The 25,041-nt window shown below is 58.0% G+C and carries 26 protein-coding genes; 13 read left to right on the plus strand and 13 right to left on the minus strand.

The window, feature by feature from the left end:
* The first annotated feature begins 8 nt into the window (after window positions 1-8).
* The 3 genes from M8014_RS16610 to entH are packed head-to-tail and all read left to right on the plus strand — an operon-like array spanning window position 9 to window position 2,032.
* The gene (locus tag M8014_RS16610) at window positions 9-863 is read left to right on the plus strand and encodes an isochorismatase (RefSeq protein ID WP_271283499.1); all 855 of its coding nucleotides are present in this window, start codon (window positions 9-11) and stop codon (window positions 861-863) included.
* Window positions 863-1,618, plus strand: coding sequence for a 2,3-dihydro-2,3-dihydroxybenzoate dehydrogenase EntA (gene entA, locus M8014_RS16615; RefSeq protein WP_271283500.1), 756 nt, complete (start codon window positions 863-865; stop codon window positions 1,616-1,618). The genes M8014_RS16610 and entA overlap by 1 nt, the downstream gene beginning before the upstream one ends.
* Window positions 1,619-2,032: a proofreading thioesterase EntH gene (gene entH, locus M8014_RS16620; protein WP_271283501.1), complete on the plus strand. Its 414-nt coding sequence runs from the start codon at window positions 1,619-1,621 to the stop codon at window positions 2,030-2,032.
* 142 nt (window positions 2,033-2,174) lie between these two features.
* Here the strand turns inward: entH and M8014_RS16625 are convergent, their stop codons facing one another.
* From M8014_RS16625 to M8014_RS16635, 3 genes are read right to left on the minus strand one after another with little or no spacing between them, the layout of a single operon-like run.
* Window positions 2,175-3,287, minus strand: coding sequence for a M20 family metallopeptidase (locus tag M8014_RS16625; RefSeq protein ID WP_271283502.1), 1,113 nt, complete (start codon window positions 3,285-3,287; stop codon window positions 2,175-2,177).
* Between the two features lie 14 nt (window positions 3,288-3,301).
* Window positions 3,302-3,766 (minus strand): YjiG family protein, encoded by a 465-nt coding sequence (locus M8014_RS16630; RefSeq protein ID WP_271283503.1) that lies wholly within the window; start codon window positions 3,764-3,766, stop codon window positions 3,302-3,304.
* Window positions 3,766-4,482 carry a nucleoside recognition domain-containing protein gene (locus M8014_RS16635; protein WP_271283504.1) on the minus strand — a complete coding sequence of 239 codons (717 nt, stop codon included), beginning with the start codon at window positions 4,480-4,482 and terminating at the stop codon, window positions 3,766-3,768. Before M8014_RS16635 ends, M8014_RS16630 begins: the two co-directional genes overlap by 1 nt.
* Before the next feature lie 292 nt (window positions 4,483-4,774).
* On the opposite strand from M8014_RS16635, the gene cstA reads away from it, so the two are divergent.
* Window positions 4,775-6,880: a pyruvate/proton symporter CstA gene (gene cstA, locus M8014_RS16640; protein WP_271283505.1), complete on the plus strand. Its 2,106-nt coding sequence runs from the start codon at window positions 4,775-4,777 to the stop codon at window positions 6,878-6,880.
* Between the two features lie 58 nt (window positions 6,881-6,938).
* Window positions 6,939-7,136, plus strand: a complete 198-nt coding sequence (locus M8014_RS16645) for a YbdD/YjiX family protein (protein ID WP_271283506.1) — start codon at window positions 6,939-6,941, stop codon at window positions 7,134-7,136.
* Here M8014_RS16645 and M8014_RS16650 read toward each other — a convergent pair.
* From M8014_RS16650 to M8014_RS16665, 4 genes are all read right to left on the minus strand, one after another.
* The gene (locus M8014_RS16650; RefSeq protein WP_271283507.1) at window positions 7,133-7,537 is read right to left on the minus strand and encodes a helix-turn-helix domain-containing protein; all 405 of its coding nucleotides are present in this window, start codon (window positions 7,535-7,537) and stop codon (window positions 7,133-7,135) included. The two genes, M8014_RS16645 and M8014_RS16650, sit on opposite strands and share 4 nt — an antisense overlap.
* Window positions 7,518-7,814, minus strand: coding sequence for a type II toxin-antitoxin system RelE family toxin (locus tag M8014_RS16655; protein ID WP_271283508.1), 297 nt, complete (start codon window positions 7,812-7,814; stop codon window positions 7,518-7,520). The genes M8014_RS16650 and M8014_RS16655 overlap by 20 nt, the downstream gene beginning before the upstream one ends.
* A 190-nt stretch (window positions 7,815-8,004) precedes the next feature.
* Window positions 8,005-8,748: an SDR family NAD(P)-dependent oxidoreductase gene (locus M8014_RS16660; protein ID WP_271283509.1), complete on the minus strand. Its 744-nt coding sequence runs from the start codon at window positions 8,746-8,748 to the stop codon at window positions 8,005-8,007.
* Window positions 8,749-8,817: 69 nt separating this feature from the next.
* Window positions 8,818-9,906, minus strand: a complete 1,089-nt coding sequence (locus M8014_RS16665; protein ID WP_271283510.1) for an oxidoreductase — start codon at window positions 9,904-9,906, stop codon at window positions 8,818-8,820.
* 160 nt (window positions 9,907-10,066) lie between these two features.
* Between M8014_RS16665 and M8014_RS16670 the strand changes: the two genes are divergently transcribed.
* The 4 genes from M8014_RS16670 to M8014_RS16685 are packed head-to-tail and all read left to right on the plus strand — an operon-like array spanning window position 10,067 to window position 14,884.
* Entirely contained in the window at window positions 10,067-11,569 is a 1,503-nt protein-coding gene (locus M8014_RS16670) for a sugar ABC transporter ATP-binding protein (RefSeq protein WP_271283511.1), read from the plus strand.
* Window positions 11,566-12,561 (plus strand): ABC transporter permease, encoded by a 996-nt coding sequence (locus M8014_RS16675; RefSeq protein WP_271283512.1) that lies wholly within the window; start codon window positions 11,566-11,568, stop codon window positions 12,559-12,561. Before M8014_RS16670 ends, M8014_RS16675 begins: the two co-directional genes overlap by 4 nt.
* 20 nt (window positions 12,562-12,581) lie before the next feature.
* Entirely contained in the window at window positions 12,582-13,646 is a 1,065-nt protein-coding gene (locus tag M8014_RS16680; protein WP_271283513.1) for a sugar ABC transporter substrate-binding protein, read from the plus strand.
* On the plus strand, window positions 13,643-14,884 hold the full coding sequence (locus M8014_RS16685; protein ID WP_271283514.1) for an LVIVD repeat-containing protein: 1,242 nt from the start codon (window positions 13,643-13,645) through the stop codon (window positions 14,882-14,884). Before M8014_RS16680 ends, M8014_RS16685 begins: the two co-directional genes overlap by 4 nt.
* 30 nt (window positions 14,885-14,914) lie before the next feature.
* Here the strand turns inward: M8014_RS16685 and mtnK are convergent, their stop codons facing one another.
* Window positions 14,915-16,114 carry an S-methyl-5-thioribose kinase gene (mtnK, locus tag M8014_RS16690; protein WP_271283515.1) on the minus strand — a complete coding sequence of 400 codons (1,200 nt, stop codon included), beginning with the start codon at window positions 16,112-16,114 and terminating at the stop codon, window positions 14,915-14,917.
* 105 nt (window positions 16,115-16,219) lie between these two features.
* Here mtnK and mtnA point away from each other — a divergent pair, with 105 nt between their 5' ends.
* Window positions 16,220-17,248, plus strand: a complete 1,029-nt coding sequence (mtnA, locus tag M8014_RS16695; RefSeq protein ID WP_271283516.1) for an S-methyl-5-thioribose-1-phosphate isomerase — start codon at window positions 16,220-16,222, stop codon at window positions 17,246-17,248.
* 41 nt (window positions 17,249-17,289) lie between these two features.
* On the opposite strand, the gene M8014_RS16700 is transcribed toward mtnA, so the two are convergent.
* Genes M8014_RS16700 through M8014_RS16710 form a run of 3 tightly spaced genes read right to left on the minus strand, consistent with a single transcriptional unit; the run spans window position 17,290 to window position 19,129 of the window.
* Window positions 17,290-17,832: a 1,2-dihydroxy-3-keto-5-methylthiopentene dioxygenase gene (locus tag M8014_RS16700; RefSeq protein WP_271283517.1), complete on the minus strand. Its 543-nt coding sequence runs from the start codon at window positions 17,830-17,832 to the stop codon at window positions 17,290-17,292.
* Window positions 17,829-18,518, minus strand: a complete 690-nt coding sequence (gene mtnC, locus M8014_RS16705) for an acireductone synthase (protein ID WP_271283518.1) — start codon at window positions 18,516-18,518, stop codon at window positions 17,829-17,831. The genes M8014_RS16700 and mtnC overlap by 4 nt, the downstream gene beginning before the upstream one ends.
* Window positions 18,515-19,129 (minus strand): methylthioribulose 1-phosphate dehydratase, encoded by a 615-nt coding sequence (locus tag M8014_RS16710; protein WP_271283519.1) that lies wholly within the window; start codon window positions 19,127-19,129, stop codon window positions 18,515-18,517. Before M8014_RS16710 ends, mtnC begins: the two co-directional genes overlap by 4 nt.
* Window positions 19,130-19,254: 125 nt before the next feature.
* On the opposite strand from M8014_RS16710, the gene M8014_RS16715 reads away from it, so the two are divergent.
* Window positions 19,255-20,415 carry a pyridoxal phosphate-dependent aminotransferase gene (locus tag M8014_RS16715; RefSeq protein ID WP_271283520.1) on the plus strand — a complete coding sequence of 387 codons (1,161 nt, stop codon included), beginning with the start codon at window positions 19,255-19,257 and terminating at the stop codon, window positions 20,413-20,415.
* Window positions 20,416-20,474: 59 nt separating this feature from the next.
* Here M8014_RS16715 and citR read toward each other — a convergent pair whose 3' ends face one another.
* On the minus strand, window positions 20,475-21,374 hold the full coding sequence (gene citR, locus M8014_RS16720) for a DNA-binding transcriptional repressor CitR (protein WP_271283521.1): 900 nt from the start codon (window positions 21,372-21,374) through the stop codon (window positions 20,475-20,477).
* A 225-nt stretch (window positions 21,375-21,599) separates the two neighbouring features.
* Window positions 21,600-22,346: a thiol:disulfide interchange protein DsbG gene (dsbG, locus tag M8014_RS16725; protein WP_271283522.1), complete on the minus strand. Its 747-nt coding sequence runs from the start codon at window positions 22,344-22,346 to the stop codon at window positions 21,600-21,602.
* A gap of 364 nt (window positions 22,347-22,710) precedes the next feature.
* Here dsbG and ahpC point away from each other — a divergent pair, with 364 nt between their 5' ends.
* Window positions 22,711-23,274 carry an alkyl hydroperoxide reductase subunit C gene (ahpC, locus tag M8014_RS16730; protein WP_271283523.1) on the plus strand — a complete coding sequence of 188 codons (564 nt, stop codon included), beginning with the start codon at window positions 22,711-22,713 and terminating at the stop codon, window positions 23,272-23,274.
* 150 nt (window positions 23,275-23,424) lie between these two features.
* On the plus strand, window positions 23,425-24,984 hold the full coding sequence (gene ahpF / locus M8014_RS16735; protein WP_271283524.1) for an alkyl hydroperoxide reductase subunit F: 1,560 nt from the start codon (window positions 23,425-23,427) through the stop codon (window positions 24,982-24,984).
* Window positions 24,985-25,041: the final 57 nt, after the last annotated feature.

Below are 25,041 nucleotides of genomic sequence, written 5' to 3' on the forward strand. Positions count from 1 at the left end.
AGCATACAATGGCAATTCCAAAATTAACCGGCTACGCGCTGCCAGGCGCAAGCGATCTCCCGACCAATAAAGTGAGCTGGGCGCTGGAGCCCGCGCGCGCGGCGCTGCTGATCCACGACATGCAGGAGTATTTTCTTAACTTCTGGGGCGATAACTGCCCGATGATGGAGCAGGTGGTCGCCAATATCGCGGCGCTGCGTGACTATGCCAAAAAGCACAATATCCCGGTTTACTACACCGCCCAGCCAAAAGAGCAGAGCGATGAAGACCGCGCCCTGCTGAACGACATGTGGGGGCCGGGCCTGACCCGCTCGCCGGAGCAGCAGCGCATCGTCGCCGCGCTGGCCCCGGACGAGGCCGATACCGTGCTGGTGAAGTGGCGCTACAGCGCATTTCACCGCTCGCCGCTGGAGCAGATGCTGAAAGAGAGCGGTCGCGACCAGCTGATCATCACCGGCGTGTATGCCCACATCGGCTGCATGACCACCGCCACCGACGCCTTTATGCGCGACATCCAGCCATTCTTCGTCGCCGATGCGCTGGCAGATTTCAGCCGCGACGAGCACCTGATGTCGCTCAACTACGTGGCCGGGCGCTCTGGTCGGGTGGTGATGACTGACGAACTGCTGCCGTCGGTACCGGCCAGCAAGGCGGCGCTGCGGGCGCTGATCCTGCCGCTGCTGGACGAGTCCGACGAGCCAATGGATGACGAAAACCTGATCGACTACGGTCTGGATTCGGTGCGCATGATGGCGCTGGCGGCGCGCTGGCGCAAAGTGCACGGCGACATTGATTTTGTGATGCTGGCGAAAAACCCGACCCTCGATGCCTGGTGGGCACTGCTCTCCCGCGAGGTGAAATAATGGCCGGGCTGGATTTTAGCGGCAAAACCGTCTGGGTGACCGGGGCCGGAAAAGGCATCGGCTACGCCACCGCGCAGGCCTTCGCACAAGCGGGCGCAGAGGTGACCGGTTTTGACATCGCCTTCCCGCAGGCAAGCTATCCGTTTGCAACTGAAACGCTGAACGTGGCGGACGCGCAGCAGGTGGCTGATGTCTGCGGCCGATTGCTCAACGATCTGACCCGTCTGGACGTGCTGGTCAATGCCGCCGGTATTTTGCGCATGGGGGCCACCGAGCAGCTGTCGCAGGACGACTGGCAGCAGACTTTTGCGGTCAACGTTGGCGGGGCCTTCAACCTGTTCCAGCAGACGATGGGCCAGTTCCGTCGTCAGCAGGGCGGGGCGATTGTCACCGTCGCCTCTGATGCCGCGCACACGCCGCGTATCGGTATGAGCGCCTATGGCGCATCGAAAGCGGCGCTGAAAAGCCTGGCGCTGACCGTCGGCCTGGAGCTAGCGGGCAGCGGCGTGCGCTGTAATCTGGTGTCGCCGGGTTCAACCGATACCGACATGCAGCGTACCCTGTGGGTGAGTGATGATGCCGAACAGCAGCGCATTCGCGGTTTTGGCGAGCAGTTCAAGCTGGGCATTCCACTGGGCAAAATCGCCCGTCCCGAGGAGATCGCCAGCACCGTGCTGTTCCTCGCCTCTGACCACGCCAGCCACATCACGCTGCAGGATATCGTGGTTGATGGCGGCTCGACGCTGGGGGCCTAGATGATCTGGAAACGGCATTTATCGCTGGAAGCGCTCAACGCCACCAGCCTGAACACGATGGTGGCGCATCTGGGGATTGTCTATACGCGGATTGGCGACGACACGCTTGAAGCCGAGATGCCGGTGGATACCCGCACCCATCAACCGTTTGGGCTGCTTCACGGCGGGGCGTCGGCGGCACTGGCGGAGACGCTGGGGTCGATGGCCGGTTTTCTGATGACCCGTGATGGGCAGAGCGTGGTGGGAACGGAGCTGAATGCCACCCATCACCGCGCGGTGTCGCAGGGAAAGGTGCGCGGCGTTTGTCAGCCGCTGCACCTGGGGCGTACCAGCCAGAGCTGGGAAATCGTGGTGTTTGACGAGCAGGGACGGCGCTGCTGTACCTGCCGGTTAAGTACGATGGTGCTGGGGTAAGTTGAGATTGTGCGCTCTGGGCCCCTCACCCCGGCCCTCTCCCCAAAGAGGAGAGGGTGAAAAGCAAATCGAGCACAATCTAAAACCCCGCACCGGACTGTTCCCTCTCCCCTATGGGGAGAGGGTTAGGGTGAGGGGTGTTTTACAACATCGACACTACCCGCTTTAACAACCGAATCCGCGGCTCAATGGAGGCTTTATCCAGCCACTCCGCCGGGCTGTGGAAACCGGCCCCGGTCGGGCCAAAGCCGTCGAGGGTAGGAATGCCCAGCGCGGCAGTATGGTTAGCATCGCTGCCGCCGCCCACCGCCTGCCAGGTGATGGCGATCCCTTCTTCACTGCCTGCTTTTTCAACCAGCTGCATCAATGCGCGCGTTCCGTCGCTGGCGGCCATTGCCGGTTTGTGATTCACCCGGGTGAGGGTGGTGGTGACGCCGTCGAGGAAGCCCCTGGCGCACAAAGACGCCAGTGCCTGATGTACCCGATCGCACTCGTCATTTTCCCAGAAACGGACGTCGAGTTCGGCAGTGGCGCTGTCTGCCACCACGTTGCCCGCGCTGCCGCCGTTTATCACCCCGACGTTCAGGGTGGTGCCGCGCGCCAGATCCGTTAAGCCGTTGATAGCCAGAATACTGTGGGCGAGGGCCACGATTGCCGAGCGGCCTTTCTCCGGATCGTTGCCGGCATGGGCCGCCACGCCGCTGAATTCGAGCGTGTAACCCGCCATCCCTTTACGCGCTTTCACCAGCGATCCGTCGGCGCGTGCGGCTTCGCACACCAGCACGCAGCGGGACCGTTTCGCCAGCTCGCCAATCCAGTGGTGGGAGTACACGGAACCGGTCTCTTCGTCGGGGTTCATCGCTACCGCTATCGACAGCCGAGCGTTATCTGCCGCATCCAGTCCGCGCATTGCCCACAGAATGTTCAGCAGGCCGCTTTTCATGTCCGAGACGCCGGGGCCGTACAGACGCGTCTCATCCTGACTCAGCGGGCGCTGCGCCACGGTACCGGGGGCAAAGACGGTGTCCAGATGGCCGACCAGCAGCACGTCAAAGCGGTCGGCCTGCGGCGTGTTGGTGACCAACACGCCGGGGCCGACCTTATCGCCCAAATCAATCTGTTCGGTGTGCCAGCCTTCGGCCTGCCAGAGGCGCTGCATAATGCCTGCGACCCTGGCGACGCCGTCGAGGGTTTTGGTGCCGCAGTCGACGTTGACCAGCATTTTCAGTTCATCGATGTAGTGTTCAAGATTCATGGGGACGTCCTTTTTCAGAGAATAATGCGCATCAGCAGCATGGCTAAGAAGGCGTTGATAACCGAAATGCCGATCATCAATGGAATACGGGTGGCGCGGGTGCCAATCACCCCCAGAATGCGCCCGAGATACTGCACCTGCGAGCCCATCAGGTAGATGGCCGGGGCGAGGATCGCCAGGTGCTCACCGGTCAGTATGCCTTTATCAAACAGGCCGATGACAACGCCAATCCCACCGCCCATCGACATCCAGCCGCCAATCAGCACTGCGGCGGCTTCGCCTGGCAGGCCAAACAACCCCATCAGTGGAGCGAATATCAGCCCCAGGCCTTTCAACGCGCCGGTGATCTCCAGTGCTTTGATGATAATAAAGGCCATCACCACGTTCGGCAGGGTGCTGCTGGTGGCGATGCTCCAGCCCTTGCGGGCGCCTTCGACAAAAACATCGGTAATAACGGGGTTCGATTGCGGGGCGCTCATCAGGCTTCTCCTTCTGCCGGGGTGGTGGCCGGGGCTTTCGTCTGGAATCTCACGATCAGGCGCATCATGTTTGCGCCGACGATTTTCATGATAAACATCACCGCGATGCAGGCTCCAATGGAGGTGGGCACCGCCGCCGTGCCGTCGACGGCAATCAGGGTGAAGAGGATCGCGCCGGACGAGAAGAAGTTGGTAATCATCGCCCCGGCCGAGAACTGGAACATGGCGAAGACATCTTTTTCGTTCTCGGTGATTTGCCCTTCATCGGCGAGGTTGCGGGTCAGCGACGCGCCCACGTCGGTGCTTTGCAGGCTGCCGATCATCGCCAGTCCAGTGGTGCCAGGGATCCCCAGCAGCGGGCGCAGCAGCGGCGTCAGTAGCTTGCGGGCGGCACGCAGCGCCCCGTAATGCTCCAGCACGTTGATCATCCCGAGGGCAAACATCACCGCCGGGATCAGCCCAAGCGCGAACAAAAAGCCGTCCATCGCGCCGCTGCCGCCGGTGCCGCGAAAGGCGCTGGTGGCGGTGGTTAAAGTGCCATCGTCCAGGCTGGCTTTACTGACCACCTTGCCGAATGCGCCGTTCAGTGTGGTGAAATCAAATACGCCGTACCACTCTTTTCCGCCTAACAGGCCGGAGAAAAAGACCGCTGCAAAGGCCAGCGCAAAATACGCGCCAGGCCCCACCTTGTACTCCTCAGGGTGTGAACTCTTCATTTTAATTTCCTTGTTAAATGTGTGGTCTTGCATGGTCATTCTGGTGGGATTACCCATAAAAAAACTGATGTAAATCATTCTGTAATGATGGGTAAGGGAGAATTTGCGCGAAGTGTGAGCTGGAGAGCGGGTGTCGGGAGCCGCGTTCAGGGTGAAAGTGATCGGCTTAACAATGTTATGTAAATGACTGGTTGGATGTCTGCTTTTGTGTGTAGTTGAGTTGTTAAATCTTAAGCGAGTGTTATAGATACAAAATGTAACATCTCACTTCTGCGATGATGGAAACCATAAAATGATTAATTCAGGGAAATACCTCATCTGGGCTGCGCTCTCCGTGGTGGGGGCCTTTGCGTTGGGCTATATCGCCCTTAATCGCGGGGAACAGATTAATGCGCTGTGGATAGTGGTTGCCGCAGTCTGTATTTATCTGATTGCCTATCGCTTTTACGGGAAGTTTATTGCTCATAACGTGCTCGCGGTTGACGCCACGCGCATGACGCCAGCGGTGCGGCATAACGACGGTCTGGACTATGTGCCGACCGACAAAAAAGTGCTGTTCGGTCACCATTTTGCCGCCATCGCCGGGGCCGGACCGCTGGTCGGGCCGGTGCTTGCCGCGCAGATGGGCTATCTGCCGGGGATGATCTGGATCCTCGCCGGCGTAGTGCTGGCCGGTGCGGTGCAGGACTTTATGGTGCTGTTCGTCTCTACCCGCCGCGACGGGCGTTCGCTCGGCGAGCTGGTGAAAGAGGAGATGGGCCCGACCGCCGGGGTGATTGCGCTGGTGGCCTGCTTCATGATTATGGTGATTATCCTCGCGGTACTGGCGATGATCGTGGTGAAAGCCCTGACCCACAGCCCGTGGGGAACCTACACCGTGGCCTTTACCATCCCGCTGGCGATTTTTATGGGCGTCTATATTCGCTATCTGCGTCCGGGGCGCATCGGTGAAGTGTCGGTGATTGGCCTGTTCTTCCTGATCTTCGCCATTATCTCGGGCGGCTGGGTAGCTGAGAGCCCAACCTGGGCGCCGTACTTTGACTATACCGGCGTGCAGCTCACCTGGATGCTGGTGGGTTATGGCTTTGTCGCCGCGGTGCTGCCGGTCTGGCTGCTGCTGGCGCCGCGCGATTACCTCTCTACCTTCCTGAAAATCGGCACCATCATTGGGCTGGCGATCGGGATTCTGATCATGCGCCCAACCCTGACCATGCCTGCGCTGACCAAGTTTATTGACGGCACGGGCCCGGTCTGGTCCGGGAGCATGTTCCCGTTCCTGTTTATCACCATCGCCTGTGGCGCGGTGTCTGGCTTCCATGCGCTGATCGCTTCCGGCACCACGCCGAAGATGCTGGCGAATGAGAACCAGGCCTGCTTTATCGGCTACGGCGGCATGCTGATGGAGTCCTTCGTCGCCATTATGGCGCTGGTCTCGGCCTGTATTATCGATCCGGGTGTTTACTTTGCGATGAACAGCCCGATTGCGGTGCTGGCTCCGGCCGGAACGGTGGACGTGGTGGCGTCTGCGGCGCAGGTAGTCAGCGGCTGGGGCTTTGCCATTACCCCGGAAACCTTGACCCAGATTGCCAACGAAGTGGGCGAGCAGTCGATTATCTCCCGTGCGGGCGGTGCGCCGACCCTGGCGGTAGGGATGGCCTACATTCTGCACGGCGCGCTGGGCGGGCTGATGGACGTCTCCTTCTGGTATCACTTCGCCATTCTGTTCGAGGCGCTGTTTATCCTGACGGCGGTGGATGCGGGAACCCGTGCGGCGCGCTTTATGCTGCAGGATCTGCTGGGGGTGATTTCTCCGGGGCTAAAACGCACCGAATCGCTGCCGGCCAACCTGCTGGCGACGGCGCTGTGCGTGCTGGCCTGGGGTTACTTCCTCCATCAGGGGGTGGTCGATCCGCTGGGCGGTATCAACACCCTGTGGCCGCTGTTCGGTATCGCTAACCAGATGCTGGCCGGGATGGCGCTGATGCTTTGTGCGGTGGTGCTGTTCAAGATGAAGCGGCAACGCTACGCCTGGGTGGCGCTGGTACCGACCTCCTGGCTGCTGATCTGTACCCTGACCGCCGGCTGGCAGAAGGCCTTTAGCGCCGACGCCAAAGTGGGCTTCCTCGCGATCGCCAACAAGTTCCAGGCGATGATCGACAGCGACAACATTCCGGCGCAGTATACGAAATCACAGCTGTCACAGCTGGTGTTCAACAACCGTCTGGATGCCGGGCTGACCATCTTCTTTATGGTGGTGGTTGTGGTGCTGGCGCTGTACTCTGTGAAGACGGCCCTGGCGGCCCTGAAACAGGACAAGCCAACCGCGAAAGAGACGCCGTATGAGCCGATGCCTGCTAACTATCAAGAGATTGTGACCCAGGTGAAAAGGGCGCATTAATCCCTCACCTTAACCCTCTCCCCAGCGGGGAGAGGGGATAAATACGAGACGTAACCTTATGTTCGATACCCTGTCAAAAGCCGGTAAATACTTAGGCCAGGCGGCCAAAATGATGATTGGTGTGCCGGACTACGATAACTATGTCGAGCATATGCGCATCACCCACCCTGACCAGGCTCCAATGACCTACGAGGAGTTCTTCCGCGAGCGCCAGGAAGCGCGCTATGGCGGCAAGGGCGGCGCGAAGTGCTGTTAACCCTCTTTCGGTAAATACAAACTGATCTGTTCCTGCTTACAGCCGTAAATCGCGGCCAGTTTTTCACGGGTGCGTTTTTGCGGACGAGAATCTACCGCCTCAAGCTGTGACACGGCGGACTGGCTGATGCCCAGTTTGTCGGCGACGTCCTGTTGGGATAAGCCGCAGTGAATGCGCCAGGCGGCCTGTAGGCTGACATTTTCGCTGTGCATCAGGTTACAGACTTCTCCCGGCAAACCCACGTTGTCATAGATATCTGATTCGTAGGGGATGTCTTCCCATTCGCTCTCGTCATCGTCGTCATAATCCAGCATGGCTAAGCGCATGCGAAAATAATCACTGTACGGAATGACGGCATATTGCGCTTTTCCTTCTTCATCCTTAATTATCTGAACAGTCATATTTCGTATGCTCCTCGTGAAGATAGGTGGTGGTTGTTCGACGTTTAACTGACACAACGTGGCAGGTATTACTCTGCTGATACGCTAATGTGTAGATGACTCTGTAGTCACCTATTCGCAATCGATAGTGGTTTTCGGATGAGGATAATTTTTTAATATCCGCGACAGGTGCGGCGGCGTCATCCATTGTTTCGAGCCTTGACTTAATGCGCTTCTGATACCGACTATCGATTTTAGAAAATTGCTTCTCTGCGGTTTTTGACCAGACAATCTTCATCCGTACCTCCACTGTACGCCCACAAGAAATATAAGGAAATAATAAGACTATTAGATAAATTCCGAATGTCTTATGGGGTACTGTAGAGCGGGGATCAAACCGGCGAAAGCGGTAAAACCACAACCGTCGAGGCGGCGCGAAAGCGCCTCTGTCGGGCGACAGAGGCGGACATAGAAGATGTGATCAGGCTTCAGGCATTCAGCCCGCCGTCGACATCCAGCCCGGTGCCGGAGATCTGCCCGGCGGCGGGGCTGGCCAGAAACGTCACCGCTGCGGCGATATCTTCCGGCTGGCCGTAATGCCCGGTGGCAATGAGCTGACGCTGAGAGTCGGCCTGCTCGCCGTCCTCCGGGTTCATATCACTGTTGGTCGGGCCAGGATGCACCAGGTTTACCGTGATGCCGCGCGGGCCCAGATCGCGCGCCAGACCACGGGTCAGGGAGTTGAGTGCAGATTTGGTCATCGAATAGACAGAGATGCCGGGCTGGGCCACGCGGTTTGCCAGACAGCTGCCGATATTAATGATGCGCCCGCCCTCGGAGAGATGCGCGAGTGCAGCCTGGGTGGCAATCACTACCCCACGGATGTTGACGTTGATCAGCGCATCAATGTCCGCCAGCGTCATCGCTTCCAGCGGACCCCCGCGCGCAATCCCGGCATTGTTGACCAGAATATCCAGCCCGCCGAGGGTGCGCGCCGCGTGCGTGACGGCATCCTGAATGGCCTGTGCGCTGGCGCTGTCGGCCTGAATCGCCGCGCTTTGTCGCCCAAGAGCCGTAATTTCATCCGCCACGGCCTGGGCTTTGTCGGCGGATTTTTCATAGGTGATAACCACATCAGCACCCGCCTGAGCAAGCGACAGCGCGATGGCGCGGCCCAGGCCCCGGCTGCCGCCGGTAACCAGCGCCTTCTTACCTGTTAAATCGATCTGCATGATGACCTCGTTAGAGAGTGGTGAGAACCCTCATTAGGTATAGAAGGCGCTTGCCCGGCGTCAATGCGCTTAGCGGGTGAGGTTTTCCACTTTCTCAAATGCGGCGCGCAGAACATCCGCTGTGAGCGCGATCGGCAGGGCGTGAATCGACTCCACCGGACGCAGGGTATGGGCGATAACTCTATCCAGTTCCTCGCGGTTGTGGATGTCCACTTCCAGCGCGCGCAGGGTGGTTGGCAGGTTGAATCGCTGGTACGCCGCCACCAGTTCGTTCAGCACGTCGTCCTGGTCGAGCAGGGCGCTCTGGACCAGAATGCCGTACGCCACTTTGGTCCCGTGCAGGAACGGGGCGGTCTGCGGCAGCACGGTTAAACCGTTATGCACCGCATGCGCGGCGGCCACGCGGGTGTAGCGCTCGCCGAGCCCGCCGACCATGCCTCCACCGGCGATAATGGCATCCACCACGTCGCGAAAGCCCTGCGTCACCTTACCGCGCGCCTGGTCGGCCAGCGCCTGCTCGCTCTGTTCCAGCAGCACGTCGCGGATCGCCAGCGCGCCGTTAATTCCGAGCCGGACCGTCAGGGGCAGGTTTTCAGGCTGCGGGGCCAGCACGACCGCTTCGTACCACTTCGCCAGCGTATCGCCGATCCCCGCCAGCAGGTATTCCGCCGGGGCGTTGAGGATAATCTCAGGCTCGACCAGCACCAGGTAGTTGGCGTCATCAAAAATTTCAAAATGCAGCGCCTGCCCGGCATCGTTGTACCACACCGACAGCGGGGTCCACGCCGCGCAGGTCGCCGCGATGGTCGGGATCGCCACCACCGGCAGCCCCAGACGCCGCGCCACCGCTTTAACCGTATCCAGCAGGGCGCCACCGCCGACGCCAATCACCACGCTGCGATCGCTTCCGGCCTCCTGCGCCAGCTGGTTGACGTCGTGCTCGCTGCAGTGGCCGGTAAACAGCAGCCGTTTTGCCCCCTCTGCATGGAAGCTCTCTGGCAGGAAGGGTTGTGCACCGGCAATGGCGCGTTCACCGTAGATCCACACCGCGCGGTCGAGTTGCTCCGGGGTAAAGAAATCGTGCAGGCGGGCAAGGGCCCCGGCGTGGGAGTAGTAGTTGGCCGGGCCGGGAACGACGCGGATATCAGTGTTGCTCATGTTGTTGTCCTTTTTGCGAAGCGCTAACCTGATGTTATGTCTGGACATCCGGATGGCTAATATTATTTTGCTTTATCTTATGCTTTTTCTGTCGTTGCCAGCCAGACCCGGCTGTGAAAAATTCTATAAATCAAAAGATTAATCATAGGGATCACGGCGGATGATAACCAGTCGCCTCGAGATGCGTGGCATCAGCCTGGCCTTTTCGGGCTTTCAGGCGCTGTCGCGCGTCGATTTTACGCTGACGGGCGGATCGGTTCACGCGCTCACCGGCGCGAACGGTGCCGGGAAATCCACCTTGATGGCGGTGCTGTGCGGCACGCACGCGCGCTATGAAGGCGAAATCAGCATTAACAATCAGCCGGTCGCCATTCGCGAACCGGTCGATGCCAAACGGCTGGGCATTCATCTGGTGCAGCAGGAAGTGGACGTGGCGCTGATCCCCGGCCTCAGTATTGCCGAAAATATCATGCTCGACCATCTGGCGCAGCCGGGACATCGCTACCGCTGGGGTACCGTGCGCGAGCAGGCCCGTCTGGCGCTGGCGCAGCTGGACGTCACTCTCGATGTGCGCCGCTCCATCGACAGCTGCTCGCTGGCCGAAAAGCAGCAGATTTTGCTGGCGCGGGCGCTCTCCCATCACTGTCGTTTTCTCATTCTGGATGAACCCACCGCGCCGCTGGACGCTCATGAGAGCGAACGGCTGTTCGCGGTGGTGCGTCGTCTGCAGCAGCAGGGTATTGGGGTGGTATTTATCTCGCACCGCATTCATGAGCTGAAAGCGATCTGCGACACCTTAACCGTGCTGCGCGACGGCAAGATGATTGAGTCCGGGCCGATGGCCGAGCTGAGCGGCGAGGCGATTGTCGAGAAGATGCTCGGCCACGAGTTGAGCGATATCTATCCGCCTGCACGCCCGGCCTACAGTGATGAAACCCTGCTCCGCGTAGAGGGATTGCATGACGAAGGGCTGCTGAAGGATATCTCCCTGCACCTGCGCAAAGGCGAAATCCTCGGGATTGCCGGGCTGGCGGGGGCCGGGAAAACGGAACTCTGCAAAGCGCTGTTTGGTGCCAGCAAAAGTCGGGTAGCGAAGGGCGAACTGAACCAGCAGCCGTGGAAGCCGCAGGATCCGGCGGATTCGGTACTGCGCGGACTGGCGCTGGTGCCGGAAGAGCGGCGCAAAGAGGGCATTTTTATCGATGAGCCGGTAAGCATGAACCTGGCCGTCAGCGCCGATAACACGTTCTCGCGCTGGAGCCTGTTCGGCCACCGTCAGGCGTGGCGCTGGGCGGAAGAGGTGATTGCCCGGGTCGGCGTGCGTACGCGCGGGCCGGGGCAGGTACTGCGTCGGTTGTCCGGCGGCAATCAACAGAAAGTGGCGATTGGCAAATGGCTGCGCGGGAATGCGCAGGTGCTGATCTTCGACGAGCCCACCAAAGGGGTGGACGTGAAGGCCAAAACCGACCTGTTCCAGCTGATCGACGGCCTGGCGCGGGAAGGCAAAGGAGTGATTTACGCCTCGGGCGAATTCGCCGAGCTGGTAGGCCTCTGCGACCGCATCTGCGTGCTGTGGGACGGGCGCATTGTGGCGGAAGTGGACGGGGCAAGCGCCCGCGAAGAGACATTACTTTATTATTCAACCGGAGGAACGGCGTCGTGAGCAAGGCCCTTTCAGTGACTGCGGCGGCGTCTGGCCGTCAGCAAATTTTCGATTTTCTCTATAAATGGGGCATGTTGCTGACGGTGGTCGCGCTGGTGGCCATTTTTGGCGTGGCGTCGGAGAACTTCCTCGATCCCTTTAACATCATCAACATTCTGCGCTCCATCGCCATCGTGACGGTGATTGCCATTGGCGTCTCCATCTCGCTGACCGTCGGCGGGTTTGATCTTTCGGTCGGCTCGACCGCGTCGCTGGCGAACGCGCTGGTGATCTCGCTCTTCGTCTGGCACGGCTTTGGCACCACCGAGTCGATCCTGATCACCCTGGCGCTCTGTACCCTGGTCGGGCTGTTTAACGCCTTTTTGATTGTCATCCTGCGCATTCCGGACATGCTCGCCACGCTGGCCAGCCTGTTTGTGATTCAGGGCGTGGCGATGACCTACAGCTACGGCGGATCGATTACCGAAAACATGGTTCTGCCGAGCGGTGACATGGCCGAAGGCGTTATTCCGACTGCGTTTGGCGCGCTGGGGCAGGTACCCACCATCGTCATTATTATGCTGGCAGTGACCGTGCTGGCGCAGCTTGGGCTGTCGCTGACCACCCACGGGCGGCGGATGTACGCCATTGGCGGCAACCCCGAGGCAGCGCGTCTGTCCGGCATTCGCACCACCCGCTACAAGGTGGCGGCCTATGTGATTGCTTCGCTGCTGGCGGGTCTGGGCGGCATTCTGCTGGCCTCGCGCATTGGCTCCTCGCAGGTGAATGCGGGCGGTGGCTATCTGATGGATGCGGTGGCGGCGGCGTGGATCGGCTTTTCGCTGGCGGGTTCCGGTAAACCGAATGCGCTGGGCACGCTGGTGGGAGCGGTGATCCTCGGCGTGCTCTCCAACGGGCTGGTGATGCTCTCGGTGCCGTATTACGCGATGGACATTATAAAAGGGCTGGTGCTGGCGGTTGCGCTGGCAATCACCTACATACAAAAACGTTAACAACACAACGGAAAATCATAATGAAAAAAATTGCACTCTCTTTAGTCGCGCTGGGGTTACTGTCATCGTTACCGGGCTACGCCGCAACACCTGCACCGGTTCCGGCCGCGATTGCCAACCATGACGGACAGATCCGCATTGCGGTGATCCGTAACCTGGGCTCGGACGACAACACCACCCAGTTTGTCTCCGGTGCCATTCAGGAAGGGAAAAAGCACGGGTTTAAGGTCAGCACCTTTTTAAGCAACGGTGATGACGCCAAATTCCAGGACTTCGTGAACCAGGCGATCAGCCAGAAATACGACGGCATTATCCTCTCTCAGGGCCGCGATCCGTACTCCACCGCGCTTATCAAAAAAGCGGTCGATGCAGGGATCAAAGTGGCCGTGTTTGATACCGCCGTGAACGGCGAGATCCCGGGCGTAACCGTCACCCAGCAGGATGACGCCTCCCTGACCAATCTCTCGTTCGGCCAGCTGGTGAAAGACTTCAACGGCAAGGCTAACATCATCAAGCTGTGGGTAGCTGGCTTCCCGCCAATGGAGCGTCGTCAGACAGCCTATCAGGAACTGCTCAAGCAGAACCCGGGCATCAAAGAGCTGGAATCTATCGGCGCGGTCTCCTCTGACGTGCAGGGCGATACCGCCAACAAGGTGGGTGCAGTGCTGGCGAAATACCCGAAAGGCAAGATCGACGCCATCTGGGGTACCTGGGATGCCTTCAGCCAGGGCGCGTATAAAGCACTGAAAGAGAACGGCCGTACCGAGATCAAACTCTACAGCATCGATATCTCTAACCAGGATCTCCAGCTGATGCGCGAAGCGAACAGTCCGTGGGTAGTGAGCGTGGCGGTGGATCCGAAGCTGATTGGTGCCACCAACGTGCGTCTCATTGCCAACAAGATTGCCGGTGAAACCACCCCGGCGACCTATGACTTTAAAGCGGCAGCAATCCCGCAGGCGCTGCTGTCGGCACAGCCTGGCGCGGTGAACGTGGCGTCACTGGGCAAAATCATTCCGGGCTGGGGCCAGACCGAAGACTTTATCGCACCGTGGTTTGCGACCCTGGAAGCGAAAAACAAATGAGTGTTTTGCCCACACCCGAATACAGCCGCAATATGCGGCTGATTGGCCACAGCGATCAGGGCGGTCGCCCGGATGGCGTGCAGTTGATGGTGCATCGCGGCTTTGCTTATATCGGCCATATGGTGTCGCAGGGTTTTTCGATTGTTGACGTGCGCGATCCGAAAAAGCCGAAAGCGGCGGGCTATGTGCCCGCGCCGCCCGGCACCTGGAACGTACACCTGCAGGCCCACGACGATCTGCTGCTGGTGATCAACGCCCGGGATCTGTTTGCCGATGCCCGTTTTGCGGATGAAAAGGTCTACTACACCCGCCAGGTGGGGGAGACGGTCAGCGACGTGCAGGACAAAGGCTGGAGCGCGGGGTTGCGCATTTTTGATATTTCGACCCCGGATAAGCCGCGCGAAATCAGCTTCCTGTCGCTGGACGGGATTGGCATTCACCGCATCTGGTACGTTGGCGGGCGCTGGGCCTACGTCTCGGCGCTGATTGACGGCTTTACCGATTACATCTTCCTGACCATCGATCTGGCTGATCCGCGTAAACCGGAGGTCGCCGGGCGCTGGTGGCTGCCGGGGATGCACCAGGCCGCAGGGGAAACCCCCGACTGGCCGGAGGGCAAACGCTATGCGTTGCACCACGCGATTATCGCCGGCGATACCGCCTACGGCAGCTGGCGCGACGGCGGCCTGACGTTGTTGGATGTGAAAGATCGCAGCCAGCCGAGGCTTATCAGCCATCGCAACTGGAGCCCACCGTTTGGTGGTGGCACCCATACCGCGCTGCCGCTGCCGGACCGGGATCTGCTGGTGGTGCTGGACGAAGCGGTGCTCGACAATCAGGAGGATGGTGAAAAACACATCTGGCTGTTTGATATTCGCGAGCCGTCAAACCCCGTTAGCATCTCCACCTTCCCGCAGCCGAACGAAAGGGATTACGTGGCAAAAGGAGCGCACTTCGGTCCGCACAATCTGCACGAAAACCGTCCTGGGAGCTTTGTTAGCTCAACGCTGATTTTTGCCACGTATCAGAATGCGGGCGTGAGGGCGTATGACATTTCGGACCCGTATCGACCGGTGGAGACCGGGGCGCTGGTTCCGGCAGCACCCGCAAGGATGATGGATACCCGACCGAATCGCCCGCAGGTGATCCAGTCGTGCGATGTGTTTGTTGATGCGCAGGGAATCATTTACAGCACGGATTACAACGGCGGGTTGTCGGTGATTGAGTATCTGGGGTAAACCTCCTCTCCCGAAGGGAGAGGAGAACAATCAGCTGTACTGACGCACCCGTGCCACCAGCGCGTCCACGCTGTCGATCCGGTCGGCAATCACAATCAGCGCTTTGCCGAGCGTAATGGCGTGGCGCAGGCATTCGTGGCGCATTTCGTCATCCTGAATGGTGTCGATATCCGCCACGTGCGACAGGCCCACGCTGCGGCGGATAAGCTCGGTGCCGCAGAAGCCAATCGCGTCCTGCCAGACCTTTTTCAAAAACTCAGAGGCATAGCCTGGCACGCACAGCGCGGCATCACGGGATTTTTCCGCAGCCAGCACCTGGAAGCGTTCGGCAAAGGTGGTCCACAGCTGCTGGATGTCGATCAGACGCTGTTCACGTCCGGCGGCGGCGTCGCGGATCCCGAGATGGCCCGGCAGGCCGCAGAAGTTAAGCAGCAGGTTGCCAATGGCAGTCCCGATATCAAAGCCAATCGGGCCAAAGTAGCCGAACTCGGCGTCAATCGCCTTCAGGCTGCCGTCGGCGACAAAAATCGAGCCGCTGTGAATATCGCCGTGCAGCAGCGCTTCGGCCTGCGAGAAGAAGCGGTGCTTCAGGGAGGCGACGGCGATCTTCAAATGGTCATCATTGCGCAGGGCGGCAACGTCGTTTTCCAGCGCCGCCGGATAATTATTACGCTCGTGGATCTGGTACGGATCGTTGAAGAACAAGTCTTCGGTGATCTCGCACATCTCCGGATTGATGAACTGCGCCACCCGCGCTTTTTTAGCGTGCGGGTGCAGATAAAAATCGCTGGTGTGGAACAGGGTATGCGCCAGGTATTCGCCCAGCTGACGCGCGGCCTGCGGGTAGTACACATTGCCGATCAGCTCCCCGCGCCAGATCTTATGGCTGGAGAGATCCTCCATCACCATCACCGCCAGCTCGGGGTCGAAGTGGTGGATTTTGACCGTGTGCTGCGGGCTGTGTTGATAGTGCTCGACCAGAGTTTCTGCTTCGAGGCGGGCGCGATCCAGCGTCAGCGGCCAGGATTCCCCCACGCAGCGCACATAGGGCAACGCCTGCTTGACGATAATGCGGCTCACACCTTCACTGTCGAAAATTTTAAACACCAGATTGAGGTTGCCGTCGCCCACCTCCTGCGCCTCCACCAGTGACGATGGGTTTTCAAGGCCACCAAACTGCTGGGCGTACGCCACGGCGTCCTGGGCGGTAAAGGTACGGTATTGCGACATTGCCGGTTCCTCATGGGTTCTCATAATAAAGACATTCAGACGTCTATACATCTGGAATTCATCCTGACACAATGTGATACAACAACGCAACAGAGAATTAACGACATGCAGACATTACAGACGACCAGCCTGCGAGTGGCAAACAATCAGTTATTTATTCTCGATCAACAGGCGCTCCCGCAGGAGAAACGCTGGCTGGATGCCTCAACGGTAGAGGCGCTGGTGGGGCATATTCACGCCCTGAGGGTGCGCGGTGCACCGCTGATTGGTCTCTCTGCCAGCCTGCTACTGGCGCTGCTGGCGGAACAGGGTCACAACCGGGATGCGCTGGCGGTGGCGCTGGATACGTTGCGCGCCGCGCGCCCGACGGCGGTGAACCTGATGAACAATCTCGACCGCATGAAGCAGGCCCTGTGGCAGGAGGATTTTGTTCCCGCGCTGGTGGACGAAGCGTTGCGCCTGATAGAAGAAGATAAACAGCTCTGTGAAGCCATTGCTCTGGCAGGCAGCGCGCTGGTGCAGCCGGGCAGCCGCCTGCTGACCCACTGTAACACCGGCGGGCTGGCGACAGCGGGCGTCGGCACGGCGCTGGGGGTGATTGCCCTTGCGCATCAGCAAGGCAAGGTGAGTAACGTCTGGGTGGATGAAACCCGTCCGCTGCTGCAGGGCGGCAGGCTGACGGCCTGGGAGCTGGGCGAGCTGGGTGTGCCTTATCAACTGATCACCGACTCCATGGCTGCCAGCCTGATGGCGAAAGGGCAGGTGGATGCGGTGTGGGTGGGTGCGGACCGCATTGCCGCCAACGGCGATGTGGCGAATAAAATCGGCACCTATTCGCTGGCGGTGCTGGCGAAATTCCACGGGATCCCTTTTTACGTAGCGGCCCCGCAAACCACTCTCGATCCGCATTGTCCGAACGGCGACGCGATCCCGATTGAACAACGCGATCCCCGCGAGATCACCGGGGTAGCCGGCAGCTTTGGTGCCGTGCAGTGGGCTCCGGTTGATGCCCAGGTTTATAACCCGGCGTTTGACGTGACGCCTGCGGCACTGATTAGCGGTTGGGTGCTGGATACGGGCGTGGTATTGCCGGACGCGGTGGAGCAGGGGATTTTTGCGGGGAGCACGGTCTGAAAAATGCCGGGTCGCGCGAACGCTGACCCGGCCTACAAAATCTAAGGTAGCCGCGGATAGGCATCGGCAATGGCATCGCCGGTAAACTGGGCTACCCAGCCTTCCGGGTTATCGAAGATGCGGATGGCGGTAAAGTTCGGCTCGGAGCCCATATCAAACCAGTGCGGGGTGCCGGCGGGGACGGAAATCAGATCGTTTTTCTCACACAGCACCTGATACACCTGGTCCTCAATGTGCAGGCAAAACAGCCCGGCGCCTTCGACGAAGAAACGCACTTCGTCCTCGCCGTGGGTGTGTTCATTAAGAAACTTCGCGCGCAGGGCCTCTTTCTGCGGGTTGTCGGCACGCAGGCTGATCACGTCCCAGCTCTGATAGCCTTTTTCCGCTACCAGCTTATCAATGGCGTGCTGATAGGCGTTAATCACCGTCTCGGCGGCCGGGTCGCGGCCTAAATCGCGGTCGGCTTCCCAGCGTTCAAAGCGGACGCCGCGGGCATGCAACTTCTCGGCAATCTCGGCGGCGTCGGTGCTGTGCCACTGGGGCTGGTTGGCTTCGTTATCAGAAAAAATGGTCAATGCGCTCATGAAGGGATCTGCTCCGGATTGATGTCATCGAACTGGTGCACCTGATGGTGATGGCTGGCGCCGTCGTCATCGCCGCGAATCAACTGCAGGGTGCGAAAACCTGCCTGTTCGGCAGCGTCCAGCTCCTGATGAACATCAGACAAAAACAGGATCTGCGACGGGGCAACGCCAATTTGCGTCGCAATATTCTGATAAGACTGGGTTTCCCGCTTGGCCCCGATGTGGGTATCAAAATAACCGCTGAACAGATGAGTAATATCACCTTCGTCGCTGTAGCCAAATAACAGTTTTTGCGCTGCAACGGATCCAGAGGAATAAACATATAAATCAATGCCCTGCGCTTTCCATTTTTCAAGCGAGGGCAGGACGTCCGGGTAGAGGTGGCCGGTGAAGTCGCCGTTGACGTAGCCATCCTGCCAGATGATGCCCTGCAGCGCTTTCAGCGCCGTTGATTTGCGGTCCTGGTCCATAAACGCGAACAGGGTGTCGACCAGTTCGCTGGCGCTGGCCTGCGGCTCGGCAATCTCTTCACGCAGATTGTCCAGAATGGTCTTTACCGGTTCGGCGTACTGCTGCGCACTGACGAACGCGGCCAGCCGCTCGCGCGCATAAGGGAACAGGACATTATGGACAAAACGAATATCGCTGGTGGTGCCTTCAATATCCGTCACAATCGCGCGAATCATACTCTCTCCAGGTGTCGTAAACGCATCTCGCACTCGAACAGGAATTCGAGGCCTTCAAGGTGACGCCGGGCTTCTGCCACGTCGCGTCCCCAGCAGGTTAAGCCATGACCGCGCAGAAGAAAACCATAATTAAGCGGATGCGTCTGCGCGTAATCGGCGATGCGCGCCGCCAGCGCGTCAATATCCTGGTCGTTATCAAATACGGCGATCGACAGCGTATCGAGATGGCTGGTCTGGCCGCGGAGGGATTTCTGCATCTCAAAGCCGCTCAGGCGTAGCGCCGGCTCTTTAACCAGTCGTGACAGCACCGTCGCATTCACCGTATGAACATGCAGCACCGCATTGGCCTCGGGGAAGAGGCGATAGACCAGCGTGTGCAGGCCAGTTTCGGCCGAGGGTTTACGCCCGGATGGGGCGCGGTTGCTGGCAATCTCAACCTGCAGAAAGTCATCGCTGGTCAGGCTGCCTTTATCTTTGCCGGATTCGCTGAGCCAGCACCAGCTGTTGTCCTGGCGGATCGACATGTTGCCGCCGGTTGCGGGTGCCCAGCCCTTTGCGCCGATCCAGTGACAGGCGTCGACCAGGGATGTGAGTTGCAGGTTGTCTGTCATCTTCCTTATTACCTCTGTCGGTCAGGAATATCATTATGGTTTAGACGTCTAAGCGTCTTGATTGCCAAATACTAACATCGTGTTATAGTGGCAGCAACATATGTATTACACGCGGGCCCACAATAATGAGCAATAACCTATTGATTCCAGAGAGTAAACTTCCCAGCCTCGGCACTACGATCTTTACGCAAATGAGCGCCCTGGCGCAGCAGCATAATGCGATCAATCTGTCGCAAGGTTTCCCTGATTTTGACGGTCCGCACTACCTCCAGCAGCGGCTGGCGCATCACGTGGCGAACGGCGCGAACCAGTATGCGCCGATGACCGGTGCGCAGCCGCTGCGTGAAGCGATTGCCGACAAAACCGCCGAACGGTATGGCTACAAACCCGATGCGAACAGTGACGTTACGGTTACCGCGGGTGCCACCGAAGCCCTGTACGCGGCGATCACTGCCCTGGTGCGCACCGGCGATGAAGTGATCTGCTTTGACCCGAGCTATGACAGCTACGCCCCGGCGATTGCCCTGTCGGGTGGGGTGGTGAAGCGGGTGGCACTGCAGCCGCCGCATTTCCGTCCGGACTGGCAGGCGTTTGCGGCCCTGCTGAGCGAAAAAACCCGGCTGGTGATCCTCAACACACCGCACAACCCGTCGGCGACGGTGTGGCAGAATGCGGATTTTGCCGCACTCTGGCAGGCGATTGCCGAACGTGAAATTTACGTTCTGAGCGATGAAGTTTACGAGCATATCTGCTTTACCGATGCGGGACATGCCAGCGTGCTGGCCCATCCGCAGCTGCGTGAGCGGGCGATTGCGGTGTCGTCGTTTGGTAAAACGTTTCATATGACCGGCTGGAAAGTGGGCTACTGCGTGGCACCAGCGGCGATTAGCGCCGAGCTGCGCAAGGTGCATCAGTATCTGACTTTTGCGGTCAACACCCCGGCGCAGTTGGCGATTGCCGACATGCTGCGCCACGAGCCTGAGCACTACCGCGAGCTACCGGACTTCTATCGCGCCCGTCGGGATCTGTTTATTGACGCGCTGCGCGGCAGTCGGCTGGAGATTCTGCCCTGCGAAGGTACCTATTTCCTGCTGGCGGACTACAGTGCGATCTCCGATCTGGGTGACGTCGAGTTTTGCCAGTGGCTGACGAAAGAGGCTGGTGTGGCGGCGATCCCGCTGTCGGTGTTCTGCGCCGATCCGTTCCCGCACACGCTGATTCGCCTCTGTTTTGCGAAACAGGAAGCCACGCTGCTGGCGGCGGCAAAAAGACTCGCGGCGTTGTAAATAAAAAGCAGAATAAAATTAACCAAAATTTTATTCTGCTTAATTTGATCAAGACATTTTTACTTTAGCGATAGCTGTTCAATAAACCGGGAGAATAGCGCGCTGTTAAGCGCCGCACGGTTGTACATCATAAACATTTCAATTTTGGGTAAGGCAAATTCAGTCTCAATCTTACGAACATTCAGGCATTCCCGATAGGTGTCATAGACATTTTCCGGAACGTACCCCACCAGGTCAGAGGTGCTGATCATGGCGATTAACGACATAAACGAGTCGCTGCGAAAAGCTATGGTTCTGTCCGATAATTGGGTTGCCACTTCCCGCTGAAACGCTTTTACACCTGGCTCTTCGGTCATAAATAATGTGAATTTTTCATTGAGTAGCGCCTCATTAGTGACGGAGTTGCCCATTCGTGGGTGACCCTCACGGCAAATGAGGACAAAATTGATTACCTTAAAGGGGATGCAGACGACGGAGCGGTTGCTGAGCGAGTTATAAGAGAACACCAGGTCGGCTTTTCGGTAGGCCAGCAGGTCTTCAGCCGTATCCGCTGTAAGCAGCATGTCATGGAGTTCAATTTCATAATTATGCTCCTCCATCAATAACTTAATGGGATGAAGTATGGCGCTTGTGGTCATCATCGGTGGGGAGTAAATATGGAATTTCTTCGTCAGGCCAGAGCTGTGCATCAGGTTGATGGTTTGTTCAAGCTGATTCAGGTTTTGCTCAAGGTGAACATGCAGGTTAGTACCCACGGTGGTCGGTGTAATGCCTTTACCCGCGCGGATAAACAGCGGATCGTCGAGCTGGGTACGCAGTCGCTGTAGAGACTGGCTGACCGCGGAAGGGGTGATAAACAAGGTTTCAGCAGCTTTACTGATGCTAAGGTGCTGATAAATACATTCAAAAATGACCAGTAGATTAAGATCAAATTTTTTCAGATCGTAAAGATTAGCCATGATTCGTCCTGATTAGCTGTATCGGTTTCGTTATCTGATACGAAATAACTATAGATATGAGTTAACCATTCATCATCCATTTGACAGGTAAACTTAACTCAATTTAAATTTCAGCTTAATATATCATGACCAGAGACTTATGAAATAAATAGCACCTGCTCAGTGAGATAATTTTATTCTGAAAAAAAGAGGCGGCATGGTTGTGTATCTGCCGCCACTCCTGAACTACTGCGAACCCATCATACTCTCCAGTTGCGCATTATCGGGTAATCCGGCGACCTGCTGTAATTCCTGGTTAGTATTCATATAATAAATCGCTGGAGTGGCACTGGCACCCAGAGCGTCCATAATGGCCTGGTTAGCATTCAGGGTTTTGATCTGTTCGGGAGAGGTGGACGGGGGTGCCGTCAGCGCCATTTTTCCTCCGGATCGCTCGTAATCGTGCCAGGTTTTTGCCGGGTCGGCTGCGGCAAGAATGGCCGCCGCGGCACCCGTGCTTTCGGGCTTAATCACCCCCACCAGCAGCGTACGCAGCTGCACCTTTCCGGCATCCACCCACGGGCGTGCCTGCTGCCAGAACTGCAGGCAATAAGGGCAGAACGGATCGGCGAAGACATAAATGATGCGGGGGGCATCTTTATTGCCGTCGAGCAGCCAGTTGGCTTTCTCCAACCGCTGCCACAGTTCACGTCCGGCAGGGGCATAAATTTCTTTCTGAATCACCTGCTCACTGAGGTTTTTACCTTCTTCATCATACATATAGCCGGAGATTGCATGCTTGCCATCCGGCGTCAGGTAGATGGTGACGCCCATATCCTGATATTTGCCCAGCCAGCCCTTCACGCCGCCGGGTGCCTCGAAGGGTTTGATGATGGTGATACCTTGTTTTTCAATGGCTTTAACCGGTGCTGGCAGCTCTTCTGCATGGGCGATAAGCGGCAGAAGCGTGAGGAGCAGGGTGGGTCTGAACATGATCAATCCTTATAAAATAATGGGCAAAGGAAGCGTTTCGGCAAAACCTATCATAGCCATAGATATTTTAAACGGCTTCGCCAATTGCCCTTTGTTGGAGCGGGTGGTGTAATCCGTTCGCTGTCACGACCTTGCAAAAGGTAATGTAGAGCGCAACGCATCGCCAGCTCCGGCTGGCACTGAGATATCTTCAGGTATGTCAGGTAACAGGGCCGCCGTTAAGGCGGCCTTTTTACGTTCAGCTCACAGGGTGGCTTCCCAGGGTTGTTAGGTATCGCTGATTGATTCGATACGGCGAACGCATTAGCCCGTCCGGGCAAAGTTGGTTACCTTAGCCCTCAACGAAACCACGGAGGAAGTACAGATGTCTTTAATTAACACCAAAATCAAACCGTTCAAAAACCAGGCATTCAAAAACGGTGACTTCGTAGAGATCACCGAGAAAGATACCGAAGGTCGCTGGAGCGTGTTCTTCTTCTATCCGGCTGACTTTACTTTCGTCTGTCCGACCGAACTGGGCGACGTTGCAGATCACTACGAAGAACTGCAGAAGCTGGGCGTAGACGTTTACTCTGTCTCTACCGACACCCACTTCACCCACAAAGCATGGCACAGCAGCTCCGAAACCATCGCCAAAATCAAATACGCGATGATCGGTGACCCGACTGGCGCCCTGACCCGTAACTTTGAAAACATGCGTGAAGACGAAGGTCTGGCCGACCGTGGCACCTTTATCGTTGACCCGCAGGGGATCATCCAGGCGATGGAAGTTACCGCTGAAGGCATCGGCCGTGATGCATCTGACCTGCTGCGTAAAGTGAAAGCCGCTCAGTATGTGGCATCTCACCCAGGCGAAGTGTGCCCGGCGAAATGGAAAGAAGGCGAAGCAACCCTGTCTCCTTCTCTGGACCTGGTCGGCAAGATTTAAGTCTGTAAAGCCCGGTGGCGCGACGCTGCCCGGGCCTGTCTTAACGGGTGCATGGCACCCGTTTTTCTTCCCAACACCATAATGCAAGCTTCATTCAGGCGCGCGACGAGGCGGCTTGCATGATGATGTTTTAATTAGCAGGAGATAACGATGCTCGACATCAACATGAAAACCCAGCTCAAGGCTTACCTTGAGAAGCTGACCAAACCTGTTGAGCTGATTGCCACGCTGGATGACAGCGCTAAATCGGCAGAAATCAAGGAACTGCTGGCTGAGATTGCCGAACTGTCACCTAAAGTGACCTTCACCGAAGACAACAGCCTGCCGGTGCGCAAGCCGTCGTTCGCGATCGTCAATCCTGGTTCCACCCAGGGCCCGCGCTTTGCTGGTTCTCCGCTGGGACATGAATTTACCTCCCTGGTGCTGGCGCTGCTGTGGATCGGTGGTCATCCGTCAAAAGAGGCTCAGACGCTGCTGGAGCAGATCCGCGATATCGACGGCGATTTTGAGTTTGAAACCTATTATTCGCTCTCCTGTCACAACTGCCCGGACGTGGTGCAGGCGCTGAACCTGATGTCAGTCCTGAACCCGCGCATCAAACACACCGCGATTGACGGCGGTGTGTTCCAGAACGAAATCACCGATCGTAACGTGATGGGCGTTCCGGCGGTATTTATGAACGGTAAAGAGTTTGGTCAGGGCCGTATGACGCTGGCGGAAATCGTTGCCAAAGTGGATACCGGTGCCGAAAAACGTGCGGCGGAAGAGCTGAACAAGCGTGATGCTTACGATGTATTGATTGTTGGCTCCGGCCCGGCAGGTGCGGCGGCGGCGGTATACTCAGCGCGTAAAGGTATCCGTACCGGCCTGATGGGCGAACGTTTTGGTGGCCAGGTGCTGGATACGGTGGATATCGAAAACTATATCTCCGTACCAAAAACCGAGGGTCAGAAGCTGGCGGGTGCCCTGAAAGCGCACGTCAGCGACTATGAAGTGGATGTGATCGATAGCCAGAGCGCCAGCAAACTGGTACCGGCGGGGCATGAAGGCGGCTTGCATCAGATTGAAACTGCGTCAGGCGCGGTGCTGAAAGCGCGCAGCATTATCATTGCGACCGGTGCAAAATGGCGCAACATGAACGTGCCAGGCGAGGATCAGTATCGTACTAAGGGCGTCACCTACTGTCCGCACTGCGACGGCCCGCTGTTTAAAGGCAAGCGCGTGGCGGTGATCGGCGGCGGTAACTCCGGTGTCGAAGCGGCAATTGATCTGGCCGGTATCGTTGAGCATGTGACGCTGCTGGAGTTCGCACCAGAAATGAAAGCTGACCAGGTGCTGCAGGATAAAGTGCGCAGCCTGGGCAACGTCGATATCATCCTGAACGCGCAGACCACCGAAGTGAAAGGCGATGGCAGCAAAGTGACCGGGATTGAGTACCGTGACCGCGTCAGCGGCGATGTTCATAACGTTCTGCTTTCCGGGATCTTCGTGCAGATTGGTCTGCTGCCGAATACCACCTGGCTGGAGGGCGCAATTGAGCGTAACCGCATGGGCGAGATCATCATCGACGCCAAATGTGAAACCAGCGTGAAAGGCATCTTTGCAGCGGGTGACTGCACCACCGTGCCGTACAAGCAGATTATTATTGCCACCGGCGAAGGGGCGAAAGCATCACTGAGTTCGTTTGATTATCTGATTCGCAGCAAATAAAAAGAACGTAAGACACACCTGCAATGCTAAGAGGCTACCTGACGGTAGCCTCTTTTT

Origin of the sequence: Silvania hatchlandensis, from assembly GCF_025564065.1 — a bacterium.
In the GTDB taxonomy this organism is placed as follows: domain Bacteria; phylum Pseudomonadota; class Gammaproteobacteria; order Enterobacterales; family Enterobacteriaceae; genus Enterobacter; species Enterobacter hatchlandensis.

Bases quoted from the DNA above. Each gene is read 5' to 3' on its own strand.
- M8014_RS16645 (WP_271283506.1), top strand. From the start codon at position 6,939: ATGTTCGATACCCTGTCAAAAGCCGGTAAATACTTAGGCCAGGCGGCC.
- M8014_RS16660 (WP_271283509.1), bottom strand. From the start codon at position 8,748: ATGCAGATCGATTTAACAGGTAAGAAGGCGCTGGTTACCGGCGGCAGC.
- M8014_RS16700 (WP_271283517.1), bottom strand. From the start codon at position 17,832: ATGAGCGCATTGACCATTTTTTCTGATAACGAAGCCAACCAGCCCCAG.
- ahpF (WP_271283524.1), top strand. From the start codon at position 23,425: ATGCTCGACATCAACATGAAAACCCAGCTCAAGGCTTACCTTGAGAAG.
- M8014_RS16715 (WP_271283520.1), top strand. From the start codon at position 19,255: ATGAGCAATAACCTATTGATTCCAGAGAGTAAACTTCCCAGCCTCGGC.
- dsbG (WP_271283522.1), bottom strand. From the start codon at position 22,346: ATGTTCAGACCCACCCTGCTCCTCACGCTTCTGCCGCTTATCGCCCAT.
- M8014_RS16650 (WP_271283507.1), bottom strand. From the start codon at position 7,537: ATGACTGTTCAGATAATTAAGGATGAAGAAGGAAAAGCGCAATATGCC.
- mtnK (WP_271283515.1), bottom strand. From the start codon at position 16,114: ATGTCGCAATACCGTACCTTTACCGCCCAGGACGCCGTGGCGTACGCC.
- M8014_RS16655 (WP_271283508.1), bottom strand. From the start codon at position 7,814: ATGAAGATTGTCTGGTCAAAAACCGCAGAGAAGCAATTTTCTAAAATC.
- entH (WP_271283501.1), top strand. From the start codon at position 1,619: ATGATCTGGAAACGGCATTTATCGCTGGAAGCGCTCAACGCCACCAGC.
- M8014_RS16630 (WP_271283503.1), bottom strand. From the start codon at position 3,766: ATGAGCGCCCCGCAATCGAACCCCGTTATTACCGATGTTTTTGTCGAA.
- M8014_RS16625 (WP_271283502.1), bottom strand. From the start codon at position 3,287: ATGAATCTTGAACACTACATCGATGAACTGAAAATGCTGGTCAACGTC.
- M8014_RS16635 (WP_271283504.1), bottom strand. From the start codon at position 4,482: ATGAAGAGTTCACACCCTGAGGAGTACAAGGTGGGGCCTGGCGCGTAT.
- M8014_RS16685 (WP_271283514.1), top strand. From the start codon at position 13,643: ATGAGTGTTTTGCCCACACCCGAATACAGCCGCAATATGCGGCTGATT.
- ahpC (WP_271283523.1), top strand. From the start codon at position 22,711: ATGTCTTTAATTAACACCAAAATCAAACCGTTCAAAAACCAGGCATTC.
- M8014_RS16680 (WP_271283513.1), top strand. From the start codon at position 12,582: ATGAAAAAAATTGCACTCTCTTTAGTCGCGCTGGGGTTACTGTCATCG.
- mtnA (WP_271283516.1), top strand. From the start codon at position 16,220: ATGCAGACATTACAGACGACCAGCCTGCGAGTGGCAAACAATCAGTTA.
- M8014_RS16610 (WP_271283499.1), top strand. From the start codon at position 9: ATGGCAATTCCAAAATTAACCGGCTACGCGCTGCCAGGCGCAAGCGAT.
- cstA (WP_271283505.1), top strand. From the start codon at position 4,775: ATGATTAATTCAGGGAAATACCTCATCTGGGCTGCGCTCTCCGTGGTG.
- citR (WP_271283521.1), bottom strand. From the start codon at position 21,374: ATGGCTAATCTTTACGATCTGAAAAAATTTGATCTTAATCTACTGGTC.
- M8014_RS16665 (WP_271283510.1), bottom strand. From the start codon at position 9,906: ATGAGCAACACTGATATCCGCGTCGTTCCCGGCCCGGCCAACTACTAC.
- M8014_RS16710 (WP_271283519.1), bottom strand. From the start codon at position 19,129: ATGACAGACAACCTGCAACTCACATCCCTGGTCGACGCCTGTCACTGG.
- mtnC (WP_271283518.1), bottom strand. From the start codon at position 18,518: ATGATTCGCGCGATTGTGACGGATATTGAAGGCACCACCAGCGATATT.
- M8014_RS16670 (WP_271283511.1), top strand. From the start codon at position 10,067: ATGATAACCAGTCGCCTCGAGATGCGTGGCATCAGCCTGGCCTTTTCG.
- entA (WP_271283500.1), top strand. From the start codon at position 863: ATGGCCGGGCTGGATTTTAGCGGCAAAACCGTCTGGGTGACCGGGGCC.